Here is a 22,076-nt window from a genome sequence, read left to right on the forward strand (position 1 = left end):
ACAGGGGCTAGGAGGCGCGGCCGACCCGTCTCGCGTCCCGGTCACCCCTATGCTCGGCCCATGCCGATCCCCGACTTCGTCGCCGCCCTCCGGTCCCGGATCGGGACCGACCTGCTGTGGATGCCGGGGGTGTCGGCCGTCGTCGTGGACGACGACGGCCGGCTGCTGCTCGGGCAGCGCGCCGACACGGGCCAGTGGGCCGTGATCAGCGGCATCCTCGAGCCGGGTGAGGACCCGGCCGTCGGGCTCGCACGCGAGGTGCTCGAGGAGACGGGCGTCGACGTCGTCGTGGACGCGCTCGTCGCGGTCACCGTCACCGAGCCGATGGAGTACCCCAACGGCGACCGGTCGCAGTACCTCGACCTCGCGTTCCTGTGCCGGCCCGCCTCCCCGGCCGCCGCTGCGCAGGCCCGCGTCGCCGACGACGAGTCGCTCGACGTCGCGTGGTTCAGCCCGGACGCGCTTCCCGACGACCTGGCACGCTCGACCGTCGATCGGCTCGGGCACGCGCGCGCGTGGCTCGCCGAGCCGTCAGCCGGACCGTTCTTCGTGCGCTGACCCCGGGCCGAGCCAGCGGACCGCGAGGACGCACGCGTCGTCGTGGGACACCGCCCGGTCGACGAGCGCGCCCAGCACCTCGTCGACGGGCACGCGCGCCGCGAACGCGTTCGCGACGACCTCGGCGAGCTCGTCGAGCCCGGCCGTGAGGGAGCGGTCGCGCCTCTCGACGACGCCGTCGGTGTAGAGCACGAGCGTGTCGCCCGGGGCGAGCGAGACGAGGTCCGCGGCGCGCGGCGTCGGCCCCCGCACCCCGAGCGGGGTGGAGCGCGCGAGCCAGAGGAAGTCCGCGTCGCCACCGGCCCGGACCAGCAGCGGCGGGAGATGCCCCGCGCACGAGTACCGCAGCGACCCTTCCACGAGGCCGAGCTCCGCGTACACGAGGCTCGCCATGAAGCCCGTCCCCGTACGCTCGACGAACCGGTCGAGCCGGTCGACGACGCGTTCGGGCCCGAGCCCGGCGTCCGCCCCCGCACGCGCCGCGGTGCGGAGCTGCCCCATCGCCGTCGCCGCCCCGAGCCCGCGCCCGACGACGTCGCCCACCGACACCGCGAGCGCGTCGGGCGCGACGAGGAAGGTGTCGTACCAGTCCCCGCCCACGTGGAGGTCGTGCACGCCCGGGCGGTAGCGCGCCGCGACGCTCACGCGCGGGTCGCTGACGATCCCACCGGCGAGCATCGCGCGCTGCAGCTCCGTCGCGACCGACATGCTCTGCTCGTGGGTCTCCGCGCGTGCGAGCGCGAGCGCCGCGAGCTGCCCGGCGGCGGTGACGGTGCCCAGGTCCAGCGCCTCGGCGCCCGGCGCTCGCCGCGGTCGCAGGACGAGCACCCCGAGCAACGTGCCGGCCGTCCGCAGCGGTACGACGACGTCGCCGTCCGCCCGAGTCGTCGTCGCCGTGAGCTCGTCGGTCGCCGGAGCGTCGACGACCCACTCCGCCGCCGACGGCACACTGCGCGCGACCCCGCCGACGGCCCCGCCCCAGCGGCGCAGCCGGCGGCTGTCCTGAGCCACCCACAGCGCGGCGTCCTGCGCCCCGAGCACCGTCACCGCGGCATGCAGGAGGACGCTCGCCACACCCTCGAGCCCCGCCGCGCTCGCCAGGTCGGCAGCGGTCCCGTGCAGCGTCCGCACGCGCCGCTCCGCCGCCTCGGCCGCGCGGCGCGCAGCGACGAGCTCGTGCTCGAAGCGTGAGCGCTCACGCGACGAGAACATCGCCACCTCGACGAGCCGCTCCCCGCGCACGTCGCGCTCGATCGCGGTGAGCAGCATCGGCTCCCGGCCCGTGGGCGTCCGCAGCTCGACGGCGACCTCGTCGACACGGCCCGCCTCGCGCAGCCGAGGACCGAGGTGGGTCTCCCAGTAGATGCGGCCGCCGACGGTGAGCAGGTCGGCGAGCCGCCGACCCGCGATCGCCTCCACGTCCGGGACGTCGAGCAGGCGCAGGAACTCGTCGTTCACGTCCAGGACGCGCGCCTCCGCGTCGAGGAGCAGCAGGGCGACCGGGGCGAGCCGCCAGCGCTCCGCCCGCGACGTCGGCATCAGCCCGCCCTGAGCCAGCCGCGCATCGCGCCGATCAGCAGGTCGGGATGCGAGAGGTTCGGGCAGTGGCCGACGGAGTCGATGACGACGAAGTCGCTGCCGGGGACGTGGTCGTGGACGAAGCGCCCCACCTCGAGCGGCGCGATGACGTCCTCGCGGCTCTGCACGACGAGGCTCGGGGTGCGTACCCGAGCCAGGTCGGCCCGGTTGTCGCCGAGGAACGTCACGCGCGCGAACTGGCGGGCGACCGCCGGGTCGTTGCGGCGGAATACCTCGACGAGCTCGTCACCCAGCGCCGGCCGGTCGGGGTTGCCGACGATCACCGGCGCCATCGCCTGGGTCCAGTCGAGGTAGTTCACGTCCATCGTCTCGAGCAGCTCGTCGATCTCGACCGCGCTGAAACCGCCGCGATAGCCGTCGTCGTCGATGTACCGCGGGCTCGGGCAGACCAGCACGAGCCGGTCGATGAGGTCGGGCCGCTCGACCGCCACGAGCAACGAGATGATCGCGCTCACCGAGTGGCCGACCAGGACCACAGGCTCGTCCGCCACGTCCTCGACGATCTCGATCGTGTCGGCGACGTAGCCCGCGAGGTCGGCGTGGCGACCGGGGTCCCACGACGCGGGATGGGACGCGCCGCACCCGGAGTGGTCGAAGAGGACGACGCGGTGGTCGACGGCGAACGCCGGCGTGACGAAGCGCCACATCGACTGGTCGCAGCCGAACCCGTGCGCGAAGACGACCGTCGGTCGGCCCTCCGCCCCGACGACCCGCACGTTGTTGCGTTCGCGCACGTCCACGCGTCACAGCGTAGGGCGTGGAAGAGGGCGCTGAGCAGTGCGCGGCCGGGTGAGAACCCGCACGCGGTCCACGGCACAATGTCCTCATGCGTGTCTCGGCGAAGGCGGACTATGCCGTGCGGGCCTGCGCCGAGCTCGCGGCGTCGCCCCACGGCGACCCGGTGCGCGCCGAGGACCTCGCCACGGGTCAGGGCCTGCCGGTGAGCTTCCTCGAGCGCATCCTCGGCGACCTGCGACGCGCGGGCATCGTCGCGAGCGTCCGCGGTCGGTCCGGCGGGCACCGCCTCGCCCGACCGGCCTCCGAGATCACCCTCGCCGACATCTTCCGCGCCGTCGACGGCCCGCTCGTCACCGTCCGCGACGAGCGCCCGCCGAGCCTCGAGTACGACGGCTCCGCCGCCGGGCTGCTCGACGTCTGGGTCGCGCTGCGCGCGAGCGTCCGCGACGTCCTCGACCGCGTGAGCGTCGCGGACGTCGTCGCCCGCGACCTGCCCCCCGAGGTCCAAGCACTCGCAGCGCGCGCCGACGCCTGGGAGAACCCCTAGTCGTCCGGCGGCGCGTGGTTGCGTCCGCGACGCCCGTGGTTGCGTCCGCGCTGGGGTGGGGCCGTGTGCTCGGACTGGCGCGCCGTCACCCCGGTCTCTCGTCCTCGCTTCTGGGAGCGCGCCTTTGACGTCCTTCGCACACAGCCCCACCCCACCGCTCGTCCTGCCCGTCACCTCCGGGCGCCGCACGCGGACCGACCGACCGCACCCCTCAGGACGCGGACGCGCTGCCGAGAAGTGAGTTTCCGCCCGAGGCGCAGCGGCTCGGGCAAGAGGCGCACCGACCAGGGCGAGACGGACCCGCCCCGGCCACCCAGCCCGACCACTGTCGCAACACGAGCAACACCTGTTAACACTGGCCCACGATGTGGTTGGTGCTTTTGAAACTGGACTCGTTCGGTCAACCTTGTCGGGACTTGCCGGCCCGTCCGGCGACCCTGAGCTCGGAGGACTGCGGTGCGGACACTCATCTTGCTGGCCCTCGTCGGTCTCGGCGCGCAGCTCGTCGACGGCAGCCTCGGCATGGCGTACGGCGTCACGTCGACGACGCTGCTGCTCGCGATCGGGACCAACCCGGCGGCGGCGTCGGCGACGATCCACCTCGCGGAGATCGGCACGACGCTCGCGTCCGGCGCGGCGCACTGGCGGTTCGGGAACGTCGACTGGAAGGTCGTGCTGCGCATCGGCGTGCCCGGCGCGGTCGGCGCCTTCGCGGGCGCGACGTTCCTGTCGAGCCTCTCGACCGAGCTCGCCGCTCCGGTCATGTCGCTCCTGCTGCTCGCACTCGGCGTCTACGTGCTGTCGCGGTTCACGTTCGTCGGGCTGCCGAAGGGGCGACTCGGTCTGCCGCTGCGCAAGAGATTCCTGACCCCCCTCGGACTGGTTGCCGGGTTCGTCGACGCGACCGGCGGGGGCGGGTGGGGTCCGGTGGGGACGCCCGCGCTGCTCGCGTCGGGCCGCATCGAGCCGCGCAAGGTCATCGGGTCGATCGACACGAGCGAGTTCCTCGTGGCGATCGCGGCGTCGCTCGGCTTCCTCGTCTCGCTCGGGTCGCGGGGCATCGACCTCACCTGGGTCGCGGCGCTGCTGCTGGGCGGGTTGATCGCTGCCCCGATCGCCGCCTGGCTCGTGCGGCTCCTGCCTCCGCGCATCCTCGGTTCCGCCGTCGGCGGGGTCATCGTGCTGACGAACGTCCGCACCCTGCTGCGGTCCGACTGGGTCGACGCGAGCGGCACCGTCCAGGGCGTGGTGCTCGCGTTCGTCGCGGTGGTCTGGGCCGCGGCCGTCGCATGGTCCGTCCGTGCCCACCGCCGCGCCGTCGCGCTCGACGCGGCGCACGCAGAGGCGCCGGTGCCCGACGAGGTCGCGACGCCGTCGGGCACGACCCCGGAGCCCGCCACCCGCTGACGACTCCGCCGAGCATGTCGTTGCGGCCCGTCACGAGCTCGGGACGGTCGACGACGACATGCTCGACGGGCGACGATCGCATGCTCGGCAGGGTGCGCGGCGTCAGTCGCGCGCGTAGCGACGGACGAACGCCGCGAGGATCCGGTGCGGCGCCCACACGACGCCGCGCCGCACGACGTCCTCCACCTCGCCGGCCGCCTCGGGCGGGAAGTACCCGTAGCTCCGGTAGACGCCGATGCGGGTGAGGATCCCGTCGAGGTCGAGCTCGGGGTGGAACTGCGTCGCGTACAGGTTCTCCTTGACCCGGAACATCTGGACCGGGCACGTGTCCGACGACGCGAGCAGCACCGCGTGCGGCGGCAGCTCGCGCACGGCCTCCTTGTGCCCGACGTACGCCTCGAACGCGTCGGGCACGTCGACGAGCAGCGGGTCGGCCCGGCCCTCGGCGGTGAGCCGGATCGTCACGGGCGAGATCGGCTCGGCGAAGGTGTGGTCGAGCACGGCGCCCTGGTGCAGGCCGAGCGTCCCGACGCCGTAGCACGCGCCGAGGAACGGGAAGTCCCGCTCGACCATCTGGTCGAGCAGCGGCGCGAGCTCGCGCTCGACGCGGCGCTGGGTCGCGGACTTGCGCGCGTCCGGGAGCGTGGAGTCGAACGGGCTGCCGCCGACGATCACGCCCGAGTAGTCGTCGAGGTCGATCGCCGGCAGCGGCCCGGCCTCCATCCGCACGCGGTGCAGCTCGTCCGGCCGGAGGCCCGCGTGACGGCACATCGCGTCGTGCTCGCCGTCGGCCGCCGGGTCCTCCGCGCGCGACGCAAGCAGCAGGAACGGCCTCATGCCGGTCAGGCTAGGCGCGCGTCCCTGCTCTCGCCTGCCAGCGCCTCCCCGCCGGCTCCTCCTCCTCGCCCGACGACGCCACGACGCCGCGCTCGGGCAGCATGCGACGCCGGACGCGCACGCGCAGGAGCCGGACCGTCACCACGCCGCGCGCCGCGAAGATCGTCGCCCGGCGCGTGAGCGCCCGGACGGCGGGATGGTCAGCCACGGTCGTAGGTGAGGACGGCGTTGCCACCGTCGAACGTCGTGACGTCGGCCAGGTCGAACGTCGTGGGGCGGAAGCCGACCGACCCGAAGGCGGTGCGCCCGGCGCCGGCGACCACGGGGTACAGCTTGACGACCAGGCGGTCGATCTCGCCGAGGAGCGACCCGGCGAGGACGCCCCCGCCCGCGAGGTAGATGTCGAGCGGCGAGTCCTCGGCCTTGAGCGCCCGCACGAACCCGACCGCGTCGTCCCGCACCACGGTCACGGCGGGGTCGAGCTCGGGCTGCGACGTCGACACGACGTACTGGCGCAGGTGCTCGTACGGGCTCGTGATCCCGAGGGCGAGCGCGGGCTGGTACGTCCGGCGGCCCATGACGACCGTGTCGAACGTCCGGTTCGGCTCGTCGTCGATGCCGAGCTGACGGCGGCCGTGCGTCGGCAGCACGTCCGGGTGGCTCTCGATCATGCGGGCGCTGTAGGAGTCGGAGGACGGGTAGAAGTCGACCTCGTCGTCGGGACCGGAGATGCGGCCGTCGATCGACAGGGCGACGAAGTAGGTGAGTCGTCTCATGGCTCGAGCCTCGACGAACCCCGAGACGGGATCAATGAGACTTCCTGGGACAATCGATCACGCCAGGTGAACGATCCCGGCCCCGGACGACGACGTGCCCGGGCGGAGTGACGAGAGGTGACGGGTGGACCTGCGGGACATCGAGATCTTCCTGACGCTGGCCGACGAGCTCCACTTCGGGCGGACGGCGGAACGGCTCCACGTCTCCCCCGCGCGCGTGAGCCAGGCCATCAGCCGGCAGGAGCGGCGCATGGGCACCGTGCTGTTCGAGCGCACGAGCCGGCGCGTGGAGCTGACCCCCGTCGGGGCACGCCTGCGCGACGACCTGCGCCAGGGGTACGAGCTCATCCAGTCGGGCCTGGCCGCCGCGAGCCGCACGGGCGAGCGACCGACCGGGACGCTGCGGCTGGCGGCGATGGGGATCGTCGGCCACGAGATGCTCCCCGTGGTGAAGGCCTTCACCGAACGCCACCCCGCGTGCTCGGTCGAGCAGCGCGAGTTCCACTTCTCCGACCCGTTCGGGGCCCTCCGCGACGGCGAGGCCGACGTGCAGGTGACGTGGGCGCCCGTCCGGGAGCCCGACGTCGTCGTCGGGCCCCGTGTGCTCACGGAGGGCCGCGTGCTCGCGGTGGCGGCGGGGCACCCGCTCGCAGGCGAGGACGAGGTGTCGATCGAGGTGCTCGGCGACCACACCGTGGTGGACGTGGGTGCCGCCGTCCCCGGCTACTGGGAGGAGTCGATGGTGCCCCGCCGGACGCCGTCGGGCCGCGCCGTGCTGCGGGGACCCGTGGCGCGGTCGTTCCACGAGGTGCTGACGGCGGTCGCCGCCGGCGAGGCCGTCACGCCGCTCAACGCCCACGTGCGGCGCTACTACTCCCACCCCGGCGTGGTCTACGTGCCGATCACCGACGTCCTCGACACCGAGTGGGTCCTGACGTGGCTGCGGGAGCATGAGACCCCCGAGCTGCGCGCGTTCGCCGAGATCGCCCGCGAGCTGGGCTCGCGGGCGATCTGACGGCGTTCGCGAGGTCGCCGCTCAGCTCCAGCGGAAGAGCTTGATGCCCAGCGGGAGCAGCACGGCGGTCCAGACCGCCATGACGACCATCTGCAGCGTCGGGAACCCGGGCTCGAACCAGCCCGCCGTCATGGCCTGGGCGGCGGCGCCGAGCGGCGTGAACTTCCCGATCTGCTCGATCACGTCGGGCATGATCGGCCCCGGCGTCCACAGGCCGGAGAGGAACAGCAGCGGGAAGTAGATGAGCGTCCCGATCGCCGACGCCGTGCTCGCCTTGGGCACGCGGGCCGCGACGAGCGTGCCGAGCGAGTACATCGACGCGACGCCGAGCACGAACGCGAGCACGACCGTCCCGACGTTCTGGGGAGCGGTGAGCCCGAACACGAGCTGCCCGACGACGAGCGCGATCGCCGCCGCGAGGACGACGGCCACGAGGTTGATCAGCAGGTGCGCCACCACGATCCCCTGCGGGCGCATCGGCGTCGTCGAGAGCCGGCGCAGCAGCCCCTTCTCCCGGAAGGTCGCGAAGTAGACGGGCATCGTCGTGAGCGCCGGCGTCGCGATCGCGGCCGCCAGGACGACCGGCACGTACGCCGCGATCGCGGTGAGCCCTTCCCACTCGGCGCCCATGCCCTCGATCGGGTCGCGCATGCCCGGGATGGCGAAGCCGATCCCGACGAGCAGGACCGTCGGGAACGCGAGCGAGAAGAACACCGTGCCCGGGTCGCGCAGCCACAGCCGCGCCTCGGTGGTGAGCAGGGTGGGGAACCCGCGCCACCCCGACCCGCGGGCCGGGCTGCGCGGGGCGCGTGCGGTCGACACGCCCCTGGTCGTGGTCGTCGTGGTGCTCATCGGTCCTCTCCTCGGTTCGTGCGGGTGGTGGTGCGGACGGCGGTCGCCGCGGGGTCGTACGTGCGGCCGGTCACGGCCACGAAGACGTCCTCGAGGGACCGGGAGACGGTCCGGACGTCGTCGGGCACGATCTCGTGCTCCGCGAGCGCGAGCACGACGGCGAGCAGCACCCGGCGCGAGCCCGTCACCTCGATCTCGCTGCCAGTCACCTCGACCCGCTCGACGTCCGCGAGACCGGCGAGCGTGTGGAGCGCGAGGTCGTGGTCCGCGGCAGGGGCGCGGAGCCGGAGGGTGCGCGAGGTGTCCACGGTGTCGATGAGCTCCGCGGGCGTGCCCTGCGCGACCACGCGGCCGCGGTCGATGATGACGAGCCGGTCGCACAGGCGTTCCGCCTCGTCCATGAAGTGCGTGACGAGCAGGATCGTCACGCCGCGGTCGCGCACCCGCTCCACGAGCTCCCAGGTCGCACGCCGGGCCGCCGGGTCGAGACCCGTGGTCAGCTCGTCGAGGATCGCGACGCGCGGGTTTCCGACGAGCGCGAGCGCGATCGACAGGCGCTGCTTCTGCCCGCCCGAGAGCTTCGCGAACCCGACGCCGCGGTGCTCGGCGAGGTCGAGCAGCTCGAGGAGCTCCTCGACGTCCGCCGGCGACTCGTAGAACGACGCGAAGAGCCGCAGCGCCTCGTCGACCGTGATCTTCTCGTTGAGGGCGGCCTCCTGGAGCTGGACGCCGACGGCGTCGCGCACGGCCGCCGGGTCCGCCTGCGGGTCGACGCCCAGCACGCGGACCGTGCCGCCGTCGGCCTCGCGCAGCCCCGCGAGGCACTCGACCGTCGTCGTCTTCCCGGCGCCGTTGGGGCCGAGGATGCCGAAGATCTCGCCGGGAGCGATCGAGAAGCTCACGTCCTCGACGGCGACCTTGCGCTCGGTGCAGCCCTTCGGCCCCGGGTAGGTCTTGCGGAGGTTGCGGACCTCGACGACGGGCGCCCCGGCGTCGGGCAGGGTGCGCGACGGCGTGGCCGCAGTGGTGGTGGACCCCCCGGCGGGGGGTGATGCGGTGCTCATGGTGGTCTCCTCGAGGGTGTGCGGCACCCACGGACGGCGCGGCGCGCCGCCCGGTGGACGGTGAGGGAGGGGCGTGCTGGAGGTCGTGCGGGACTGCTGCCGGTCAGCCGCCGGCGCTCGCGGCGAAGTCGACCGGACGGATCGCGGCGCCCCGCAGGACGGCGCGGAGGAGGAGTGCGGCGAGCACGATCCCGAGGAGCCCGCCGAGGGCGGCGAACCAGACGGGCGTGCCGTCGAGTGCGACGAGGCGCGCGAGGGCGTCGCCGAAGTAGCCGGAGCGGAGGGAGACCTCCGCGACGACGACCGGGACGAGCGCGACGAGCGCGAGCGGGACCCCGCGCGCGAGTCCGAACCCGTAGAACCCGGCGGCGATCACCATGCCCGCCAGGTAGTAGACGACGCAGGAGAGACCCTCGACGAGCATCACGAGCGGCACCTGCGAGCCGTCGGTGTAGAGCTGGGTCGTCGCGGGCTCGGTCGGCCAGCCGTTGCTCCGGAACAGCCACCACGCCCCCCAGTGGACGAGGCCGGACGCGATCCCGAAGGTCACGCCCGAGACGACCGCGCCGATCCAGAGGCCCTGGGTGTAGGACCGTCGGGTGCCGCCCGCGGCGACGTGCACCCCGATCGTCATGAGCGGCAGGATGATGCCCAGCACGAAGAGGAAGAACCTCCCCGAGCCCGCGACGCCGCCGACGGCCGTGGCGTCGGCCTCGTCGTTGAGCCGCATGATCCACAGGACGAGCGCGCCCACGGCGAGCGCGATGACCCAGAACCACACGCCGATGTACCACGTCCCGCCGATGTAGTACCGGGCGACCGCGCGGACGCCGCGCCGGTGGGCCGCGGCCTCGATCGCGCGACGGTCGGCGGTGTGCTGCGTCGTGGCGGTCATCGTTCCTCCTCCTCGTCCGCCCCGGTCCCGGCGCGGTCTGTGCGCGTGAGGTGCACGAACAGGTCCTGCACGGGCACCGCGCCGACCTCGAGCCCTGCCTCGACGGCCGCCGCACGCTCGCCGTCGGCGAAGGCGCCGAAGAGCGTCACCTGCGCCGTGCCGCCGAGCCGCTGGCGTGCCAGCACCTCCCGCCCGACGACGTGCCGCTCGACCACCTCCGCCGGGCCGGTGAGGCTCACCCCGCGCGAGCGGACGTCGTCGGCGTTCTCCGCGAGGAGCACGCGCCCCCGGTCGAGGATCACGACGTCCTCGAACAGCCGCTCGACCTCGCTGATGAGGTGGCTCGACAGCACGATCGTGCGGGGGTGCTCGGTGTAGTCGGCCACGACGGCGTCGTAGAACGCGTACCGGCTCGGGGCGTCCATGCCGAGGTACACCTCGTCGAAGATCGTCAGCGGCGCCCGGGACGCGAGGCCGATCACCGCGCCGAGCGCCGAGCGCTTGCCGCGCGACATCGCGGCCGGCGTCTTGCGGGGGTCGACCTCGAACTGGTCGAGGAGCCGCTGGGCGAGCTCGGCGTCCCAGTGCGGGCGCAGGTCCGCGTAGTACGCGAGCGTGTCCTTCGCCTTGTCCGTCTGCCACACGTCGCCGCTCTCGCGGACGAGCTGGGTGTGCATGGTCGTCCACACGTTCTCGAACGGGTCCTCGACGCCCCCCTCGGGGCCGACGAGGACCTCGCCCGCGGTGGGACGGCGGAACGCCGCCAGCAGCGCCGCGAGCGTCGTCTTCCCGGCTCCGTTGCGGCCGAGCAGTCCGGTGATCACGCCCGGGCGCACGGTCAGCGTGACGCCGTCGAGCGCGGGATCGTCGTCGCGGGAGTAGCGCATGACGACGTCGCGCAGCCGGGCACCGAACGGCTCCGGCGCGGTGGCGATGCCTGCGGGCTGGCTGGCGGTCCGGGCGGTCACGGGTCTCACCTCGGGGAGGGGTCGGTCGGGCCGGCGGGAGCGGCGTCGGGTCGCGACCGGCCGAGGACGTGGTCCACGATCTCGGCCGTCGGGATGTCGAGGAGGTCCGCCTGCGCGAGCGCGGGCGCGAGCACCTCGTCGAAGAACCGGGCGCGGTGGTCGGCGAGGAGCTTCTCGCGTGCGCCGGGCGCGACGAACATGCCGAGGCCCCGCCGCTTGTAGAGCACGCCCTCGTCGACGAGGCCGGCGAACGCCTTGGCCGCCGTCGCCGGGTTGATGCGGAACGTCGTCGAGAACTGCGTCGTCGACATGACCTGCTCCTCCTCCGCGAGCTCGCCCGCGAGCACCTGCGCCCGGATCATCTGCGCGATCTGGAGATAGATGGGCTCAGGTCCGTCGAACATGGTGCCCATCCTCTCGCGGTTCGTGTGTTCGGTGGTTCATTACTCCACTAATGAACCACAGGTGCTGCCGCTCCCGCAACCCCTCCGCCGAGGAGAAGCGTGGAGCCGCGAGGTAGCTTCCCGGGTGCCGGTGGCCCCGCCGTGGTGGGGCGGAAAGCGCACGCCAGGGCATGGCGCGTCTCCCCAGGTGAGAGCGGTGGAGCGTTCTTTTTCCGAGCCAGAACCGTGGTCCGGCGAGGTAGAACCGTGGTCCGGCGAGGTAGAACTCTGGTAGACGACCACGGTTCTACTTCGCGGGAGGCCACGTGGACGGTGCATGCGAGCTCGCGGGTGGGACGCCGTGGGCCGAGCCGCTGAGCACGTGGACGAGCCTCGCGTTCGTCGTCGCGGGCGTCGCGATCCTGGTGGCGGCGCTCCGCGCCCGTCCAGGGTCGCCGTCGGGCGCCTCGCCCTCCCTGCCCGACGACGCAGCGGCCACGCGCGTCCGGCTCGCTTTCGGCGCCCTGGTCGCGCTGATCGGCGTGGGCTCCGTGATCCAGCACGGACCGTCGCCGGCGTGGAACCCGGTCGTCCACGACCCGCCGCTGCTCGGCGCGCTCGCGCTCGTCGCGGCCGACGCCGTCGCGGACCTCGCCGGGCGCCGGCAGCGGGCGTGGTGGTGGCTCGCGCCCACCGTGGTGAGCGTGGTGCTCGCCGCGGTGTCGATCCCGGCGTCGACGGCGACCCAGGTCCTCGTCGCCGTCGTGGCGGTCGCGGCGAGCACCTGGCGCGCGTGGCGACGCCCCGCCGTCCGACGGCGCACGGTCACCGCACTGGTGCTGCTCGCCGTCGGCGGGACGATCGGCACGCTCACCCGGCCCGGTTGGCCGCTGTGCGACGCGGACGGGCCGCTCGGCGTGACGCTCCAGGGCCACGCCGTGTGGCACGTGCTCGCAGCGCTGGCCCTGTGGACGCTCGCTCCGATGCTCGGCACGCGCACCGCGCCCTGAGATCATCCGCTCCGGGGTGTCCACCGACGCCGGACAACATCGTCGGCCTCGCGGACGGCGAGAACATGGCGCGCATGGTCGAGGGCTGACGACCGGGCCGCGACTCGTCGCGGATGCCGTCCGCGGTGGCCCAGGCGCGACCTACCAGCGATCGCGGTCGTGAATGAGTCGCGCGCGCCGAGACCCGACGAGCAGGCTCGGGTCGGCCAGAGACAGCCACGGCCCGCCGGCGCTACCTCCGACGGCCTCCGCGAGCGTCGTCCCCCGCTCGGACAGCGACCCCTTGATCCCGAACCACGCCGTGAGGTCCTTCACGGCGACGCCCCCGCCCCACCCGACGGTCTCGTTCGCCCGGCCGACCGCCCACACGACCGCGGCGGCACCCCGCACCGGCGAGGCGTTGCGCCGTCGGAAGATCGCAGGGTCCACGGCGGCGAGCCGCGCGAGCAACCGGCGGAACGCGGTGCGGTGCTCGACGTCGAACAGCGCGTCCGCGCACCGGTCGCAGAGCTCGAGCCACGCCGCCACCGTGTCGTGGACGTCGTCGGGGACGCCCGACCAGTCGAAGCCGTCGTCCGGCAACGGCGCGTCGTCGAGGGACTCGAGCGCCTCCTCGCTGCCGACGGCGGCCACGAGCATCCGGCGCATGTACGCCTCCGGGGACCACGGCTCGCCCTGGGCAGCGTCCAGCATGGCCTGCAGATCCTCGGGCTCGTACTGTGCGAGCTCGTCGACCGAGTCGAGCCCCAACGTGTCGAGGAGCGCCTGCAGCCCGGGCGTGGGCTCGCGGTCGTCGCTGATCGCTCGCGAGTACACCGGCACGAGGTGTGCGATCGCGATGAGCGTGTCCCTCGTGAACGTGGACTCCACGCAGCGCACCCGGTGCGCGTACGGCACGAGCGCCGCGAGGACGTCGGGGAGCGGCTCCAAATAGTCGGCCCCGGCCATCACCTTCCGCGGCACCCAGTCGGTGAGGAAGATCTCGACGTTGACCGGGCTCCAGCGCAACGGGTCGCCGCCGGTGTAGTCGGCGCTGAAGCGCAGCGCGAGCTGCGCGAGCCCTCGCGCGTCCTCGACCGCGAGGTCGCGACCCTCGGGAGATGCGAGGAAGTCGTCGAGGACCGCGTCGACGTCCTCGTCGGCGACAGGCTCGACGTCGGGCGCGACACCGCCGTCGGGCAGGAGGCCCACCGCCCACTCGACGAGCGGGCGCTGCATCGGCCATGTCTCGGACTCGATCGGCGGGACGAACGACGCGCCGAACGCGAGCGCCTGCTCGACGACGGCGCGGGCCGTCGCCGCGTCTGTGGGCTCGAGCTTCTGGCCCGGCTCGAGGATCTCGACCATCTGGGCGGAGACCGCGCGCAGCGTATCGGGGATGACGAACGCGTCCTTCACCGCGCCGTTGAGGTTGTGGTCGACGTACACGAGCACCGTGATCTCCGCGCCGTCGGCGAACCGGACGCCGAACAGGTAGTCGTCCCCGTCGCCGAGCACGTGCGTGAGGTGCAGGACGTCCCCGGCCGGGCGCGCCTCCTCGAGTCGCGCGAGCCACGTGGGCAGAGGATGACGGCGGCCCGCGAGGATCTCGTCGACCCGCCCTCGCAGGGAGGCCTCCCGGGTGAACGCGCGGATCGCCTCGAGCACCGCCGTCGTCTCGGCGAACGGGGTGTGCGCGAACGACTCGACGAGGAGGTCGAGCGTGACGGGAACGTCCAGGTCGTCGTCGTCATCGTCGTCGAGGCCCAGGAAGCCCGGGACTGACGGCGAGCGCGGCTCACCCACCTCGACCATTCCCGAGACCCAGGCCAGCAGGTCGAGCGGCGATTCCGCGCGCAGCGCGGCCCGGATCTCCTGGAAGAGCTCCAGCTCTTCGGGGTCCGGCTCGTGCGCCGGGCGGGTCGGCACGGCGGACAGGTGCCGTTGCTGGTGCGGACGTCGGTGCGGTCGGCGGTGTCGCTTGTCGCGGGCCATCGGTCCAGCGTAGTGACCGCGATCCCGCGTGAGCGACCCCGCCGACGCCGATCCCTCCTCACACGGTTCAGGCCGAGCGGTTCCAGCGCGGTCTCGTCGGGCACAGATCAACCGTTGTCGGCAGACCCCGCTACTTTCTGCCATGTACGCATGGCCTTGTGGACATGGTGGACGCGCGCCGACCCTGGAGCCGCGCCGACGCCTGCCGACCGAGCAGTGGAGCACACATCCTGATGGCACCGTCCGACACAGCCTCGGCGGTGAGCGACGAGGTCGCGACGAAGGTGTCGTTCCTGTTCTATGCCGACGCGAAGGACGCGCTCATCAAGGCGCTCGACGAGTAGGGGGAAGCATGTTGATCACACGCCCGTTCGACAAGCTCTTCGTCCAGCGCAGCGAGTTCGACTGCGGCGAGCCGGTGCTCGACGACTGGCTCAAGCACTACGCCGGCCAGAACGAGAAGCGCGATGCCACACGAACCTTCCTCATGCTCGACGAGAAGGAGGGGTGCATCGCAGGCTACGCGACGACCGTGACGCACCGCCTTGACCCGCACGAGGCGAGCGCCGCGCTCGGCAGAGCCCGTCGCTACCCGTTGCCTGCGGTCCTCGTTGCGCGCCTCGCCGTCGACCGTCGATACCAGGGCGCAGGGGTCGGGCGTCTCCTGCTGATCGACACGCTGCAGCGTCTGGAGCGCGCCTCGCACGACATCGGGTTCGAGCTCGTCGTCGTGGACGCGCTGCACGAGGACGCGGCTTGCTTCTACCTGAAGCACGGGTTCCAGCGTTTTCAATCTCATCCCCTCAGACTCTTCATGACGACCAAGACCTTGCGGGTGACGTTCGCGGATCTCGATTGACCGGTACACACCTCGTGCGTACAGTGGGTGCACGAGAGACCAGCCACAGCCCGGCTCACCACCGGGCGTTGTCCGGCTCACCACCGGTTATGTGAGGAACCACCATGACCTCGTCTGCTCAGAATCCGGCTACCACCGATCGCACCGCACGCCTCAACGTGCGCATCTCCCCCGAGGCGCTGGACACCATCCGCGAGGCGGCCGCCGCGCAGCAGCAGGACGTCACGTCGTTCGTGCTCGGCGCGGCGATGGAGCGTGCCCGCGACGTCCTGATGAGCGATCGCGTCATGCGGCTCACCGCCGCGGAGATGGACCAGATCGAGGCGGCCCTCGACGAGGAGCCCCGCGTCATCCCCGAGCTGGCAGCGGCGATCCGCAAGGTACGCGAGCAGTTCGGCGAGCAGGGGGCGCGCACCACGGTCGCACACTGACCTGCTCGACGTGACGAGCGCGCACCCTTGCCGCGCGCCGAGGAGGGACACCTTGGCCGCGGGACCCCGGCCCGACCCCGTCGAGGCCGTGACATCATGTCGCGGTGGCTGTTCTCTACCGCGCTGTGAAGACGGCCGACATCGCGCGGATGGTGGGATCACGCTCCGCCCAGCGCGGCGCGGCCTACCAGCGGGAGGGGCGGGTTCTCGAGGTGCACTGGGACGGCCGCGAGCTCGTGCTGGAGGGCCGCGTGCGCGGCCAGGGTCGCAACGTCTACCGCTGCTCCGTCTACTTCGACCGCATGGGGACAGCGCTCCACCTCGCCGGCGCAGACTGCTCGTGCCCCGTCGGCACGGACTGCAAGCACGCCGCCGCCGTGCTGCTCGAGGCGGGCGAGCTCGCCGCGGGGGGCGCGCTCCCGGGTGCGGCGTCGCCACGGGCCGGGCGGGCCGCCGTCGTGCCGGCGTGGCGACAGACCCTCGACCGGCTCCCCCTCGCCTCCGCCACGCCCACCCCGGCCCGGCCCGGGACTACACCCGTAGGGCTGCAGGTGCGGGTCGACGGCATCGGACGCAGCGCCTCCGGGCCGTGCTCGTTGTCGGTGCGTCCGGTCGAGCAGGGGGCCAAGGGCGGGTGGTCGTCCACGTACCGGATGTCGTGGTCGGCCCTCGGATACGGCGGGGAGCGGTGGGAGCCGCAGGCGCACGAGTGGCTGCGCGAGCTCGCGGGGATGCGCGGCGCGGGGTCGCACCGGTACACGGTGAGCGACTGGGAGGACCTCGGTGCGTTCACGCCCCGGCTGCTGTGGCCGCACCTCGCGCGGGCCGTCGAGCTGGGCGTGCCGCTCGTCGGCACGGCGAAGAAGACCGACGTCGAGGTCGCCGCGGAGGCGCGCGTGGTGCTCGACGTCGGCGACTCGGGTTCGGGCCTGCGCCTCGCCCCGGTCCTGGAGATCGACAGCGCGCCCGTCACGAGTGCCGTCGCCTACGGCCCCGCCGGCGACGAGGGCTGGTTCGCGCTCGAGGCCGACGGCGCCCGGCAGGTGCTGCGCCTCGGCCGCGGCCCCGGCGTCGTCACCGATCTCGCGACCGGGCTGCTCGACGCCGGCGCGCTCACCGTGCCCGCCGCGGACACAGCGCAGTTCTGGTCCGAGTACTACCCTCGCCTGTCCCGCCACGTCACCGTCGCGAGCACGGACCGCACCGTGACGCTGCCCGAGCCCGTGGTGCCCGACCTCGTCGTCCGGGCGTCGTTCGACTCCCCCACGGCCGCGCGTCTCGAATGGTGGTGGGACTACCCGTCGTCGGGCAGCCCGGTGCGCCGCCCGGTCGAGGCGACGGCCCTGGACGCCGACTCGCGGGAGGTCGAGTCCGAAGCACGCGTCCGCGCCGCCGTCGAGCGCGCGATCTGCGCGCTCCCGGCCCTCTCGACGCTGCGTCCGCAGGACCAGCAGGTGCTCACGGGCCTCGACGCGCTCGACGCGGCCGAGGTGCTCCTGCCCGCGCTCGAGGACGTCGAGCACGTGCGCGTCGAGCGGGGCGACGTCCCCGACTACACCGAGCTGCACGACCCGCCGAGCGTCCGGGTCAGCGCCGCCGAGACGGACCAGGTCGACTGGTTCGACCTGGGCGTGACGGTCGACGTCGACGGTCGGCCCGTCCCGCTCCCCGCCCTGCTGCGCGCCCTCACCGCGGGTGACGACCGCCTGGTGCTCGACGACGGGTCCTGGTTGCGCCTCGCGCACCCGGCCCTCGACCGCCTCCGTGAGCTCCTCGACGAAGCCGCGCGGCTCTCGGACCAGATCGGGAGCACGCGTATCAGCCGCCACCAGGCGAGTCTGTGGGGCGAGCTCGAGGAGCTGGCCGACGTCGTCGAGCAGTCCGAGCGCTGGCGCGCCTCGGTCGGTGGCCTCCTCGCCCTGACCACCGGCGAGGGTGCGGCGCACCCGGAACCGCTCGCTGCGCCGTCGGGCCTGAAGGCCGAGCTGCGCCCCTACCAGCGCACGGGCTTCGAGTGGCTGGCGTTCTGCTACGACCACGGGCTGGGCGGCATCCTGGCCGACGACATGGGGCTCGGCAAGACCCTGCAGACGCTGGCTCTGATCGTGCACACGCGCGAGCGGACGGCGTCCGCACCGTTCCTCGTGGTCGCGCCCGCGTCCGTGGTGGGCAACTGGGCGGCCGAGACGGCGCGGTTCGCGCCCGGGCTCCGCGTCGCGGTGCGCGACACGACCGCCGCCCGCGCCCCGGTGCCGCTCGCCGACGACGCCGCGGACGCGGACGTCGTCGTGACGTCGTACGCGATCTTCCGCCTCGACTTCGAGCTCTTCGACGCGCTCGAGTGGTCGGGCCTCGTCCTCGACGAGGCCCAGTTCGTCAAGAACCACGCGACGCGGGGCAACGCGTGCGCCCGCGCGCTGCGCGCCCCGTTCAAGCTTGCGATCACGGGCACGCCGATGGAGAACACCGTCGTCGAGCTGTGGTCCCTGCTCGCCGTCGTCGCGCCGGGCCTGTACCCGTCGCTGCAGCGGTTCCGCGAGGACTACGCGAAGCCGCTCGAGGTCGCGTCGCGACCGAACGCCGACGCCGACACGCGCAGCCTCGCCCAGCAGCAGGTCGAGCGGTTGCGGCGACGCGTGCGACCCCTGCTGCTGCGCCGCACCAAGGAGCAGGTCGCGCCCGAGCTTCCCGAGCGGCAGGAACAGGTGCTGTCGGTCGAGCTCGCGCCCAAGCACCGCCGCGCCTACGACACCCGCCTGCAGCGCGAACGGACCCGAGTGCTCGGGCTGCTCGACGACTTCGACGGCAACCGCATCGAGATCTTCCGGTCTCTCACGACGCTGCGCCGGCTCGCGCTCGACGCGACCCTCGTGGACGCCGAGGCGTACGCGGGCCTTCCGTCGAGCAAGCTCGACGTGCTGTTCGAGCAGCTCACCGAGGTCGTCGCCGAAGGTCACCGCGCCCTCGTCTTCTCCCAGTTCACGAGCTACCTCGCACTCGTCGCCGACCGGTGCCGGGCGCTCGGCATCGAGTTCGCCTACCTCGACGGGTCGACGCGGCGTCGCGCGGACGTCGTGCGCGGGTTCAAGGAGGGCACCGCGCCGGTCTTCCTGGTCAGTCTCAAGGCCGGCGGGTTCGGGCTGAACCTCACCGAGGCGGACTACGTGTACCTGCTCGACCCCTGGTGGAACCCTGCGACCGAGGCGCAGGCCGTCGACCGCACCCACCGGATCGGCCAGACCCGCAACGTCATGGTGTTCCGGCTCGTGGCCACCCGGACCATCGAGGAAAAGGTCATGGCGCTCAAGGAGCGCAAGGCCCGACTCGTCGGGGCCGTGCTGGGCGACGGCGAGGACGTGTTCTCCCAGAACCTCACCGCCGACGACGTCCGCGGGCTCTTCGACGCCGACACCTGATCGGGACGGGTGAGGGCGCCAACTGCCGCTCACGATCGTGCCCGGCGGCAGCGCAGCGACCGCTGTCCACAGGACGGGACGAGAGGTTCCGTCCACCACGAGATTTCGCTAGGTTCTGGGGCAGTCCGCGCGACGCCGCCGTCAGGCTGGGTCGCCGTCGTCGACCTGCAGGGGGTCTCGTGTCTCAGCGTGTCCGTGTCTCGTCCCGCGCCCGACGGCGCGTGCTCGCTCTGGGCGCCGCCGTCGCCGTGGGGATGGTGGTCGCCGGGTGCACCGGCGACGAGCCGGACCCGGCGCCGTCGGTCGAGGAGAGCGTCGAGCCGTCGCCGACTGAGACACCTGAGCCGAGCCCCACCGAGACCGGGCCGATCAAGCCCGAACGTCCGGCGGCGATGGACCGCGACGACGTTGAGGGTGCCGCCGCCGCGGCGGAGTACTTCCTGGAGCTCTACCCCTTTGTCATGGCCACGGGCGACACATCCGAATGGGAGACCATGTCGCACGCCGAGTGCGGCACTTGCTCGAGCCTGATGGATCAGGCCCAGACAATCGCTCAGCGAGGCGATGTCCCAAGCGGTGGCGAGGTGACGGCCACTGTCGATGACCCGGGGAAGTACGTACGGGACGAGGGCACCGGAATCCAGCCACTTGATCTGGAATTTCGTCAAGAGGCGAGCGTCATCGTCGACGCCGAGGGGACCGAAGTGTTCTCTTCAAAGGCCAGCACTTCTAGCAAACGCGTTGAGATGGGAACGCGAGACGGCGCATGGATCGTCGTGACGATCGGAGAAGCGCCGTGAGGATTGCGTCCTTCCTCAACGCTTCGCGGGCACCGCTGCCACTTCGATCGGTATCCCTCGCGATCACCGCCACGGCACTCTCGCTCGTCGCGGAGACGACGCCGCCGCCCGACTACGCGGACGTGAACACATGGGCGCAGGACAACCAGTTCGTCACTGAGGCCGAGACCGCAACGCGTGGCGGCAGGACGTACGAGACGGGTGACGACGGGGGTCCCGCGACCGAGAAGTACTTCCGGGCCGAGCAGACGACCTGCGCGGTGTTCCACGGCCTCGACGACCCGACGTCCGACCTTTCCGGACGCTGCGCCGAGTGGGAGCGGCTCCAAGCCGAGAACCTCGAGTGCGACGCCAACTCCTACTACCTCGGCGCGCTCTACCGCCAGACCCGCGAGATCGGCGCCGACGGCACCCCCGGCGACTGGTCCGCCGCCGGTGACCCCGTCGCCGACCAGTCGTGCGTCACCCCCGCCGACCTCGCCGGAGAGGCCGAACGCGCGCTCGCCACGTTGACCCTCACCCCGTCACCCATCGTCGTGCAGCCCCCGAACGGGTGGACGCTGGTCAACGTCCCGACCATCACGTACACCGAGCCCGGCGAGCAGATCCTGGACACGACGTTGCTCGGCATCCCGGTCCAGATCCGCGCCGTTCCCGACACCTACACGTGGGACTACGGCGACGGCACGGACCCGCTCGTCACCACCGACCCCGGCGCGGCCTACCCGCACGAGACCGTCGCCCACACCTACGACCAGCCCGCCGACGTCGTGCACATCACGCTCACCACGACCTGGACCGGGCAGTTCCGCATCACCGGCACCCCGACCTGGACCGACGTCACCGGCACCGCCACCACCACGACCACCGCCGACCCGCTCCAGGTCTACGAAGCCCGCTCCCGCCTCGTCACCGACGACCTTGACAGCTGAGCACAGCGGCGAGACACCGACATCAGGGCGCAGGCGACCGGCGTGCCTCATTGAGCGGAGTGCGGGGCGCGGTGTGCCACGCCCCACCCGATTAGGGCTAACCCTTCGCGGCGGCGTGCCGTCGGCGGCGGATCGCCACCAGGTCCACGCCCGCGAGCGTGAGCATGGTGGCGAGGACGATGACTGCGAGCGGCACGTATCCGCCGGTGCTGGCAAGACCGGCGGTTCCTGGAGCCGCGTCGCGGTCCTCTGCGACGGTGACGTCTGCCCATCCGATCAGTGAGCCGTCGGAGGCGAAGACCGCCATCCTGTGTGCACCGGGCGGGGTGTCGGCCGGGATCTGGACCGTGATCTCGCCGGTGGCGCTGCTCTGCGTCCAGTCGTCACCCAGCAGCGTCGGTGTGGAGAACAGCCAGGCGGCCACCCACGCGTGCGCGTGCTTCTCCGGCAGGTTCACCAGTAGGAAGTCCCCGGGCGCGATCATCGAGGATTCGAGCTCGATCCCCCCTTCCGGCGCGCCGTCGAGGTCAGCTGCCGTGCGGCCGGCCGGAGCACCGTCCGGCTTGCCGGGGCGTGGGTCCTCGATCGCGACATCGACGGTCACGGTGGCCGCGACGGACTCGGCGATGACCGCGTGGTCGTGGTCGTAGAGCCGGGCGATGATGCTCGCACCGTCGTCCGCTGCCTCGACCGTCCTGGTCAGCGACGCCGTCAGCTCGCCCGGGATCTCGGTGTACTCGTCGGAACCGGCCGGCTTGATGAACCAGTGCCAGCGGTCCTCACCCGTGTCCGGGTCCTGCTTCGCGGTCAGCGACAACGTGTCACCGAGGTGGTCGTGTCGTCGTCGATCCCTGAGTGTTCATAGAGACTCCTTTCGAGACGGTGTTAACGATAGTAGTGATCATTAGCGGACGATCCAGAGGTCTCGTCCATGCCGGCGCAGTCGCCGGGGGTACGTCGTCGTGCGGGTGGAGCCCTGCGGCTCAAATCCGCGGCAGCAGGCGCCGCGCCGGTC

22 protein-coding genes are annotated in these 22,076 nt (G+C 72.6%); 10 read left to right on the forward strand and 12 right to left on the reverse strand.

The genetic code is table 11. The features are described 5' to 3' along the window. The first annotated feature begins 60 nt into the window (after window positions 1-60). Entirely contained in the window at window positions 61-558 is a 498-nt protein-coding gene (locus AC4H2H_RS14840) for an NUDIX hydrolase (protein WP_494371582.1), read from the forward strand. Here the strand turns inward: AC4H2H_RS14840 and AC4H2H_RS14845 are convergent. Together AC4H2H_RS14845 and AC4H2H_RS14850 are read right to left on the reverse strand one after the other, a co-directional pair. Beyond that, window positions 532-2,097 carry a PP2C family protein-serine/threonine phosphatase gene (locus AC4H2H_RS14845; protein ID WP_494371583.1) on the reverse strand — a complete coding sequence of 522 codons (1,566 nt, stop codon included), beginning with the start codon at window positions 2,095-2,097 and terminating at the stop codon, window positions 532-534. The two genes, AC4H2H_RS14840 and AC4H2H_RS14845, sit on opposite strands and share 27 nt — an antisense overlap. Then, entirely contained in the window at window positions 2,097-2,897 is an 801-nt protein-coding gene (locus tag AC4H2H_RS14850) for an alpha/beta fold hydrolase (RefSeq protein ID WP_494371584.1), read from the reverse strand. The genes AC4H2H_RS14845 and AC4H2H_RS14850 overlap by 1 nt, the downstream gene beginning before the upstream one ends. Window positions 2,898-2,983: 86 nt before the next feature. Between AC4H2H_RS14850 and AC4H2H_RS14855 the strand changes: the two genes are divergently transcribed. Continuing rightward, window positions 2,984-3,442: an RrF2 family transcriptional regulator gene (locus tag AC4H2H_RS14855; protein ID WP_494371585.1), complete on the forward strand. Its 459-nt coding sequence runs from the start codon at window positions 2,984-2,986 to the stop codon at window positions 3,440-3,442. A 456-nt stretch (window positions 3,443-3,898) separates the two neighbouring features. Beyond that, a complete protein-coding gene (locus AC4H2H_RS14860) occupies window positions 3,899-4,849 on the forward strand; it encodes a sulfite exporter TauE/SafE family protein (protein ID WP_494371586.1) in 951 nt (316 codons plus the stop codon). 102 nt (window positions 4,850-4,951) lie between these two features. On the opposite strand, the gene AC4H2H_RS14865 is transcribed toward AC4H2H_RS14860, so the two are convergent. From AC4H2H_RS14865 to AC4H2H_RS14875, 3 genes are read right to left on the reverse strand one after another with little or no spacing between them, the layout of a single operon-like run. Continuing rightward, the gene (locus tag AC4H2H_RS14865) at window positions 4,952-5,686 is read right to left on the reverse strand and encodes a glutamine amidotransferase (protein WP_494371587.1); all 735 of its coding nucleotides are present in this window, start codon (window positions 5,684-5,686) and stop codon (window positions 4,952-4,954) included. 10 nt (window positions 5,687-5,696) lie between these two features. Continuing rightward, window positions 5,697-5,894, reverse strand: coding sequence for a hypothetical protein (locus AC4H2H_RS14870; RefSeq protein ID WP_494371588.1), 198 nt, complete (start codon window positions 5,892-5,894; stop codon window positions 5,697-5,699). Further along, a complete protein-coding gene (locus AC4H2H_RS14875; RefSeq protein WP_494371589.1) occupies window positions 5,887-6,462 on the reverse strand; it encodes a dihydrofolate reductase family protein in 576 nt (191 codons plus the stop codon). The genes AC4H2H_RS14870 and AC4H2H_RS14875 overlap by 8 nt, the downstream gene beginning before the upstream one ends. A 124-nt stretch (window positions 6,463-6,586) precedes the next feature. Between AC4H2H_RS14875 and AC4H2H_RS14880 the strand changes: the two genes are divergently transcribed. Beyond that, window positions 6,587-7,477, forward strand: coding sequence for a LysR family transcriptional regulator (locus AC4H2H_RS14880; protein WP_494371590.1), 891 nt, complete (start codon window positions 6,587-6,589; stop codon window positions 7,475-7,477). Window positions 7,478-7,498: 21 nt separating this feature from the next. Here the strand turns inward: AC4H2H_RS14880 and AC4H2H_RS14885 are convergent, their stop codons facing one another. From AC4H2H_RS14885 to AC4H2H_RS14905, 5 genes are all read right to left on the reverse strand, one after another. Beyond that, complete coding sequence (locus AC4H2H_RS14885; RefSeq protein ID WP_494371591.1) at window positions 7,499-8,329, reverse strand: ABC transporter permease; 831 nt, start codon at window positions 8,327-8,329, stop codon at window positions 7,499-7,501. Further along, window positions 8,326-9,393: an ABC transporter ATP-binding protein gene (locus AC4H2H_RS14890; RefSeq protein WP_494371592.1), complete on the reverse strand. Its 1,068-nt coding sequence runs from the start codon at window positions 9,391-9,393 to the stop codon at window positions 8,326-8,328. Before AC4H2H_RS14890 ends, AC4H2H_RS14885 begins: the two co-directional genes overlap by 4 nt. A 103-nt stretch (window positions 9,394-9,496) precedes the next feature. Further along, window positions 9,497-10,288 carry a hypothetical protein gene (locus AC4H2H_RS14895; protein WP_494371593.1) on the reverse strand — a complete coding sequence of 264 codons (792 nt, stop codon included), beginning with the start codon at window positions 10,286-10,288 and terminating at the stop codon, window positions 9,497-9,499. Then, entirely contained in the window at window positions 10,285-11,256 is a 972-nt protein-coding gene (locus AC4H2H_RS14900; protein WP_494371594.1) for an ATP-binding cassette domain-containing protein, read from the reverse strand. Before AC4H2H_RS14900 ends, AC4H2H_RS14895 begins: the two co-directional genes overlap by 4 nt. Window positions 11,257-11,261: 5 nt before the next feature. Then, window positions 11,262-11,660 (reverse strand): GntR family transcriptional regulator, encoded by a 399-nt coding sequence (locus AC4H2H_RS14905; RefSeq protein WP_494371595.1) that lies wholly within the window; start codon window positions 11,658-11,660, stop codon window positions 11,262-11,264. Between the two features lie 305 nt (window positions 11,661-11,965). Here AC4H2H_RS14905 and AC4H2H_RS14910 point away from each other — a divergent pair, with 305 nt between their 5' ends. Further along, entirely contained in the window at window positions 11,966-12,649 is a 684-nt protein-coding gene (locus AC4H2H_RS14910) for a hypothetical protein (RefSeq protein WP_494371596.1), read from the forward strand. A 141-nt stretch (window positions 12,650-12,790) separates the two neighbouring features. On the opposite strand, the gene AC4H2H_RS14915 is transcribed toward AC4H2H_RS14910, so the two are convergent. Continuing rightward, window positions 12,791-14,623, reverse strand: coding sequence for a hypothetical protein (locus AC4H2H_RS14915; protein WP_494371597.1), 1,833 nt, complete (start codon window positions 14,621-14,623; stop codon window positions 12,791-12,793). Window positions 14,624-14,975: 352 nt separating this feature from the next. Here AC4H2H_RS14915 and AC4H2H_RS14920 point away from each other — a divergent pair, with 352 nt between their 5' ends. From AC4H2H_RS14920 to AC4H2H_RS14940, 5 genes are all read left to right on the forward strand, one after another. After that, window positions 14,976-15,482, forward strand: coding sequence for a GNAT family N-acetyltransferase (locus AC4H2H_RS14920; RefSeq protein ID WP_494371598.1), 507 nt, complete (start codon window positions 14,976-14,978; stop codon window positions 15,480-15,482). A 104-nt stretch (window positions 15,483-15,586) separates the two neighbouring features. Continuing rightward, complete coding sequence (locus AC4H2H_RS14925; RefSeq protein WP_494371599.1) at window positions 15,587-15,913, forward strand: type II toxin-antitoxin system TacA family antitoxin; 327 nt, start codon at window positions 15,587-15,589, stop codon at window positions 15,911-15,913. A gap of 104 nt (window positions 15,914-16,017) precedes the next feature. Next, complete coding sequence (locus AC4H2H_RS14930; RefSeq protein ID WP_494371600.1) at window positions 16,018-19,329, forward strand: DEAD/DEAH box helicase; 3,312 nt, start codon at window positions 16,018-16,020, stop codon at window positions 19,327-19,329. Window positions 19,330-19,550: 221 nt separating this feature from the next. Continuing rightward, the gene (locus tag AC4H2H_RS14935) at window positions 19,551-20,129 is read left to right on the forward strand and encodes a DUF6318 family protein (RefSeq protein WP_494371601.1); all 579 of its coding nucleotides are present in this window, start codon (window positions 19,551-19,553) and stop codon (window positions 20,127-20,129) included. Continuing rightward, window positions 20,126-21,061 (forward strand): hypothetical protein, encoded by a 936-nt coding sequence (locus AC4H2H_RS14940; RefSeq protein ID WP_494371602.1) that lies wholly within the window; start codon window positions 20,126-20,128, stop codon window positions 21,059-21,061. Before AC4H2H_RS14935 ends, AC4H2H_RS14940 begins: the two co-directional genes overlap by 4 nt. A gap of 97 nt (window positions 21,062-21,158) precedes the next feature. Here AC4H2H_RS14940 and AC4H2H_RS14945 read toward each other — a convergent pair whose 3' ends face one another. Beyond that, window positions 21,159-21,878, reverse strand: a complete 720-nt coding sequence (locus AC4H2H_RS14945) for an LAVTG motif-containing sortase-dependent surface protein (RefSeq protein WP_494371603.1) — start codon at window positions 21,876-21,878, stop codon at window positions 21,159-21,161. Window positions 21,879-22,076 lie beyond the last annotated feature (198 nt).

It is taken from the genome of Cellulosimicrobium sp. BMG9.22 (assembly GCF_059159975.1).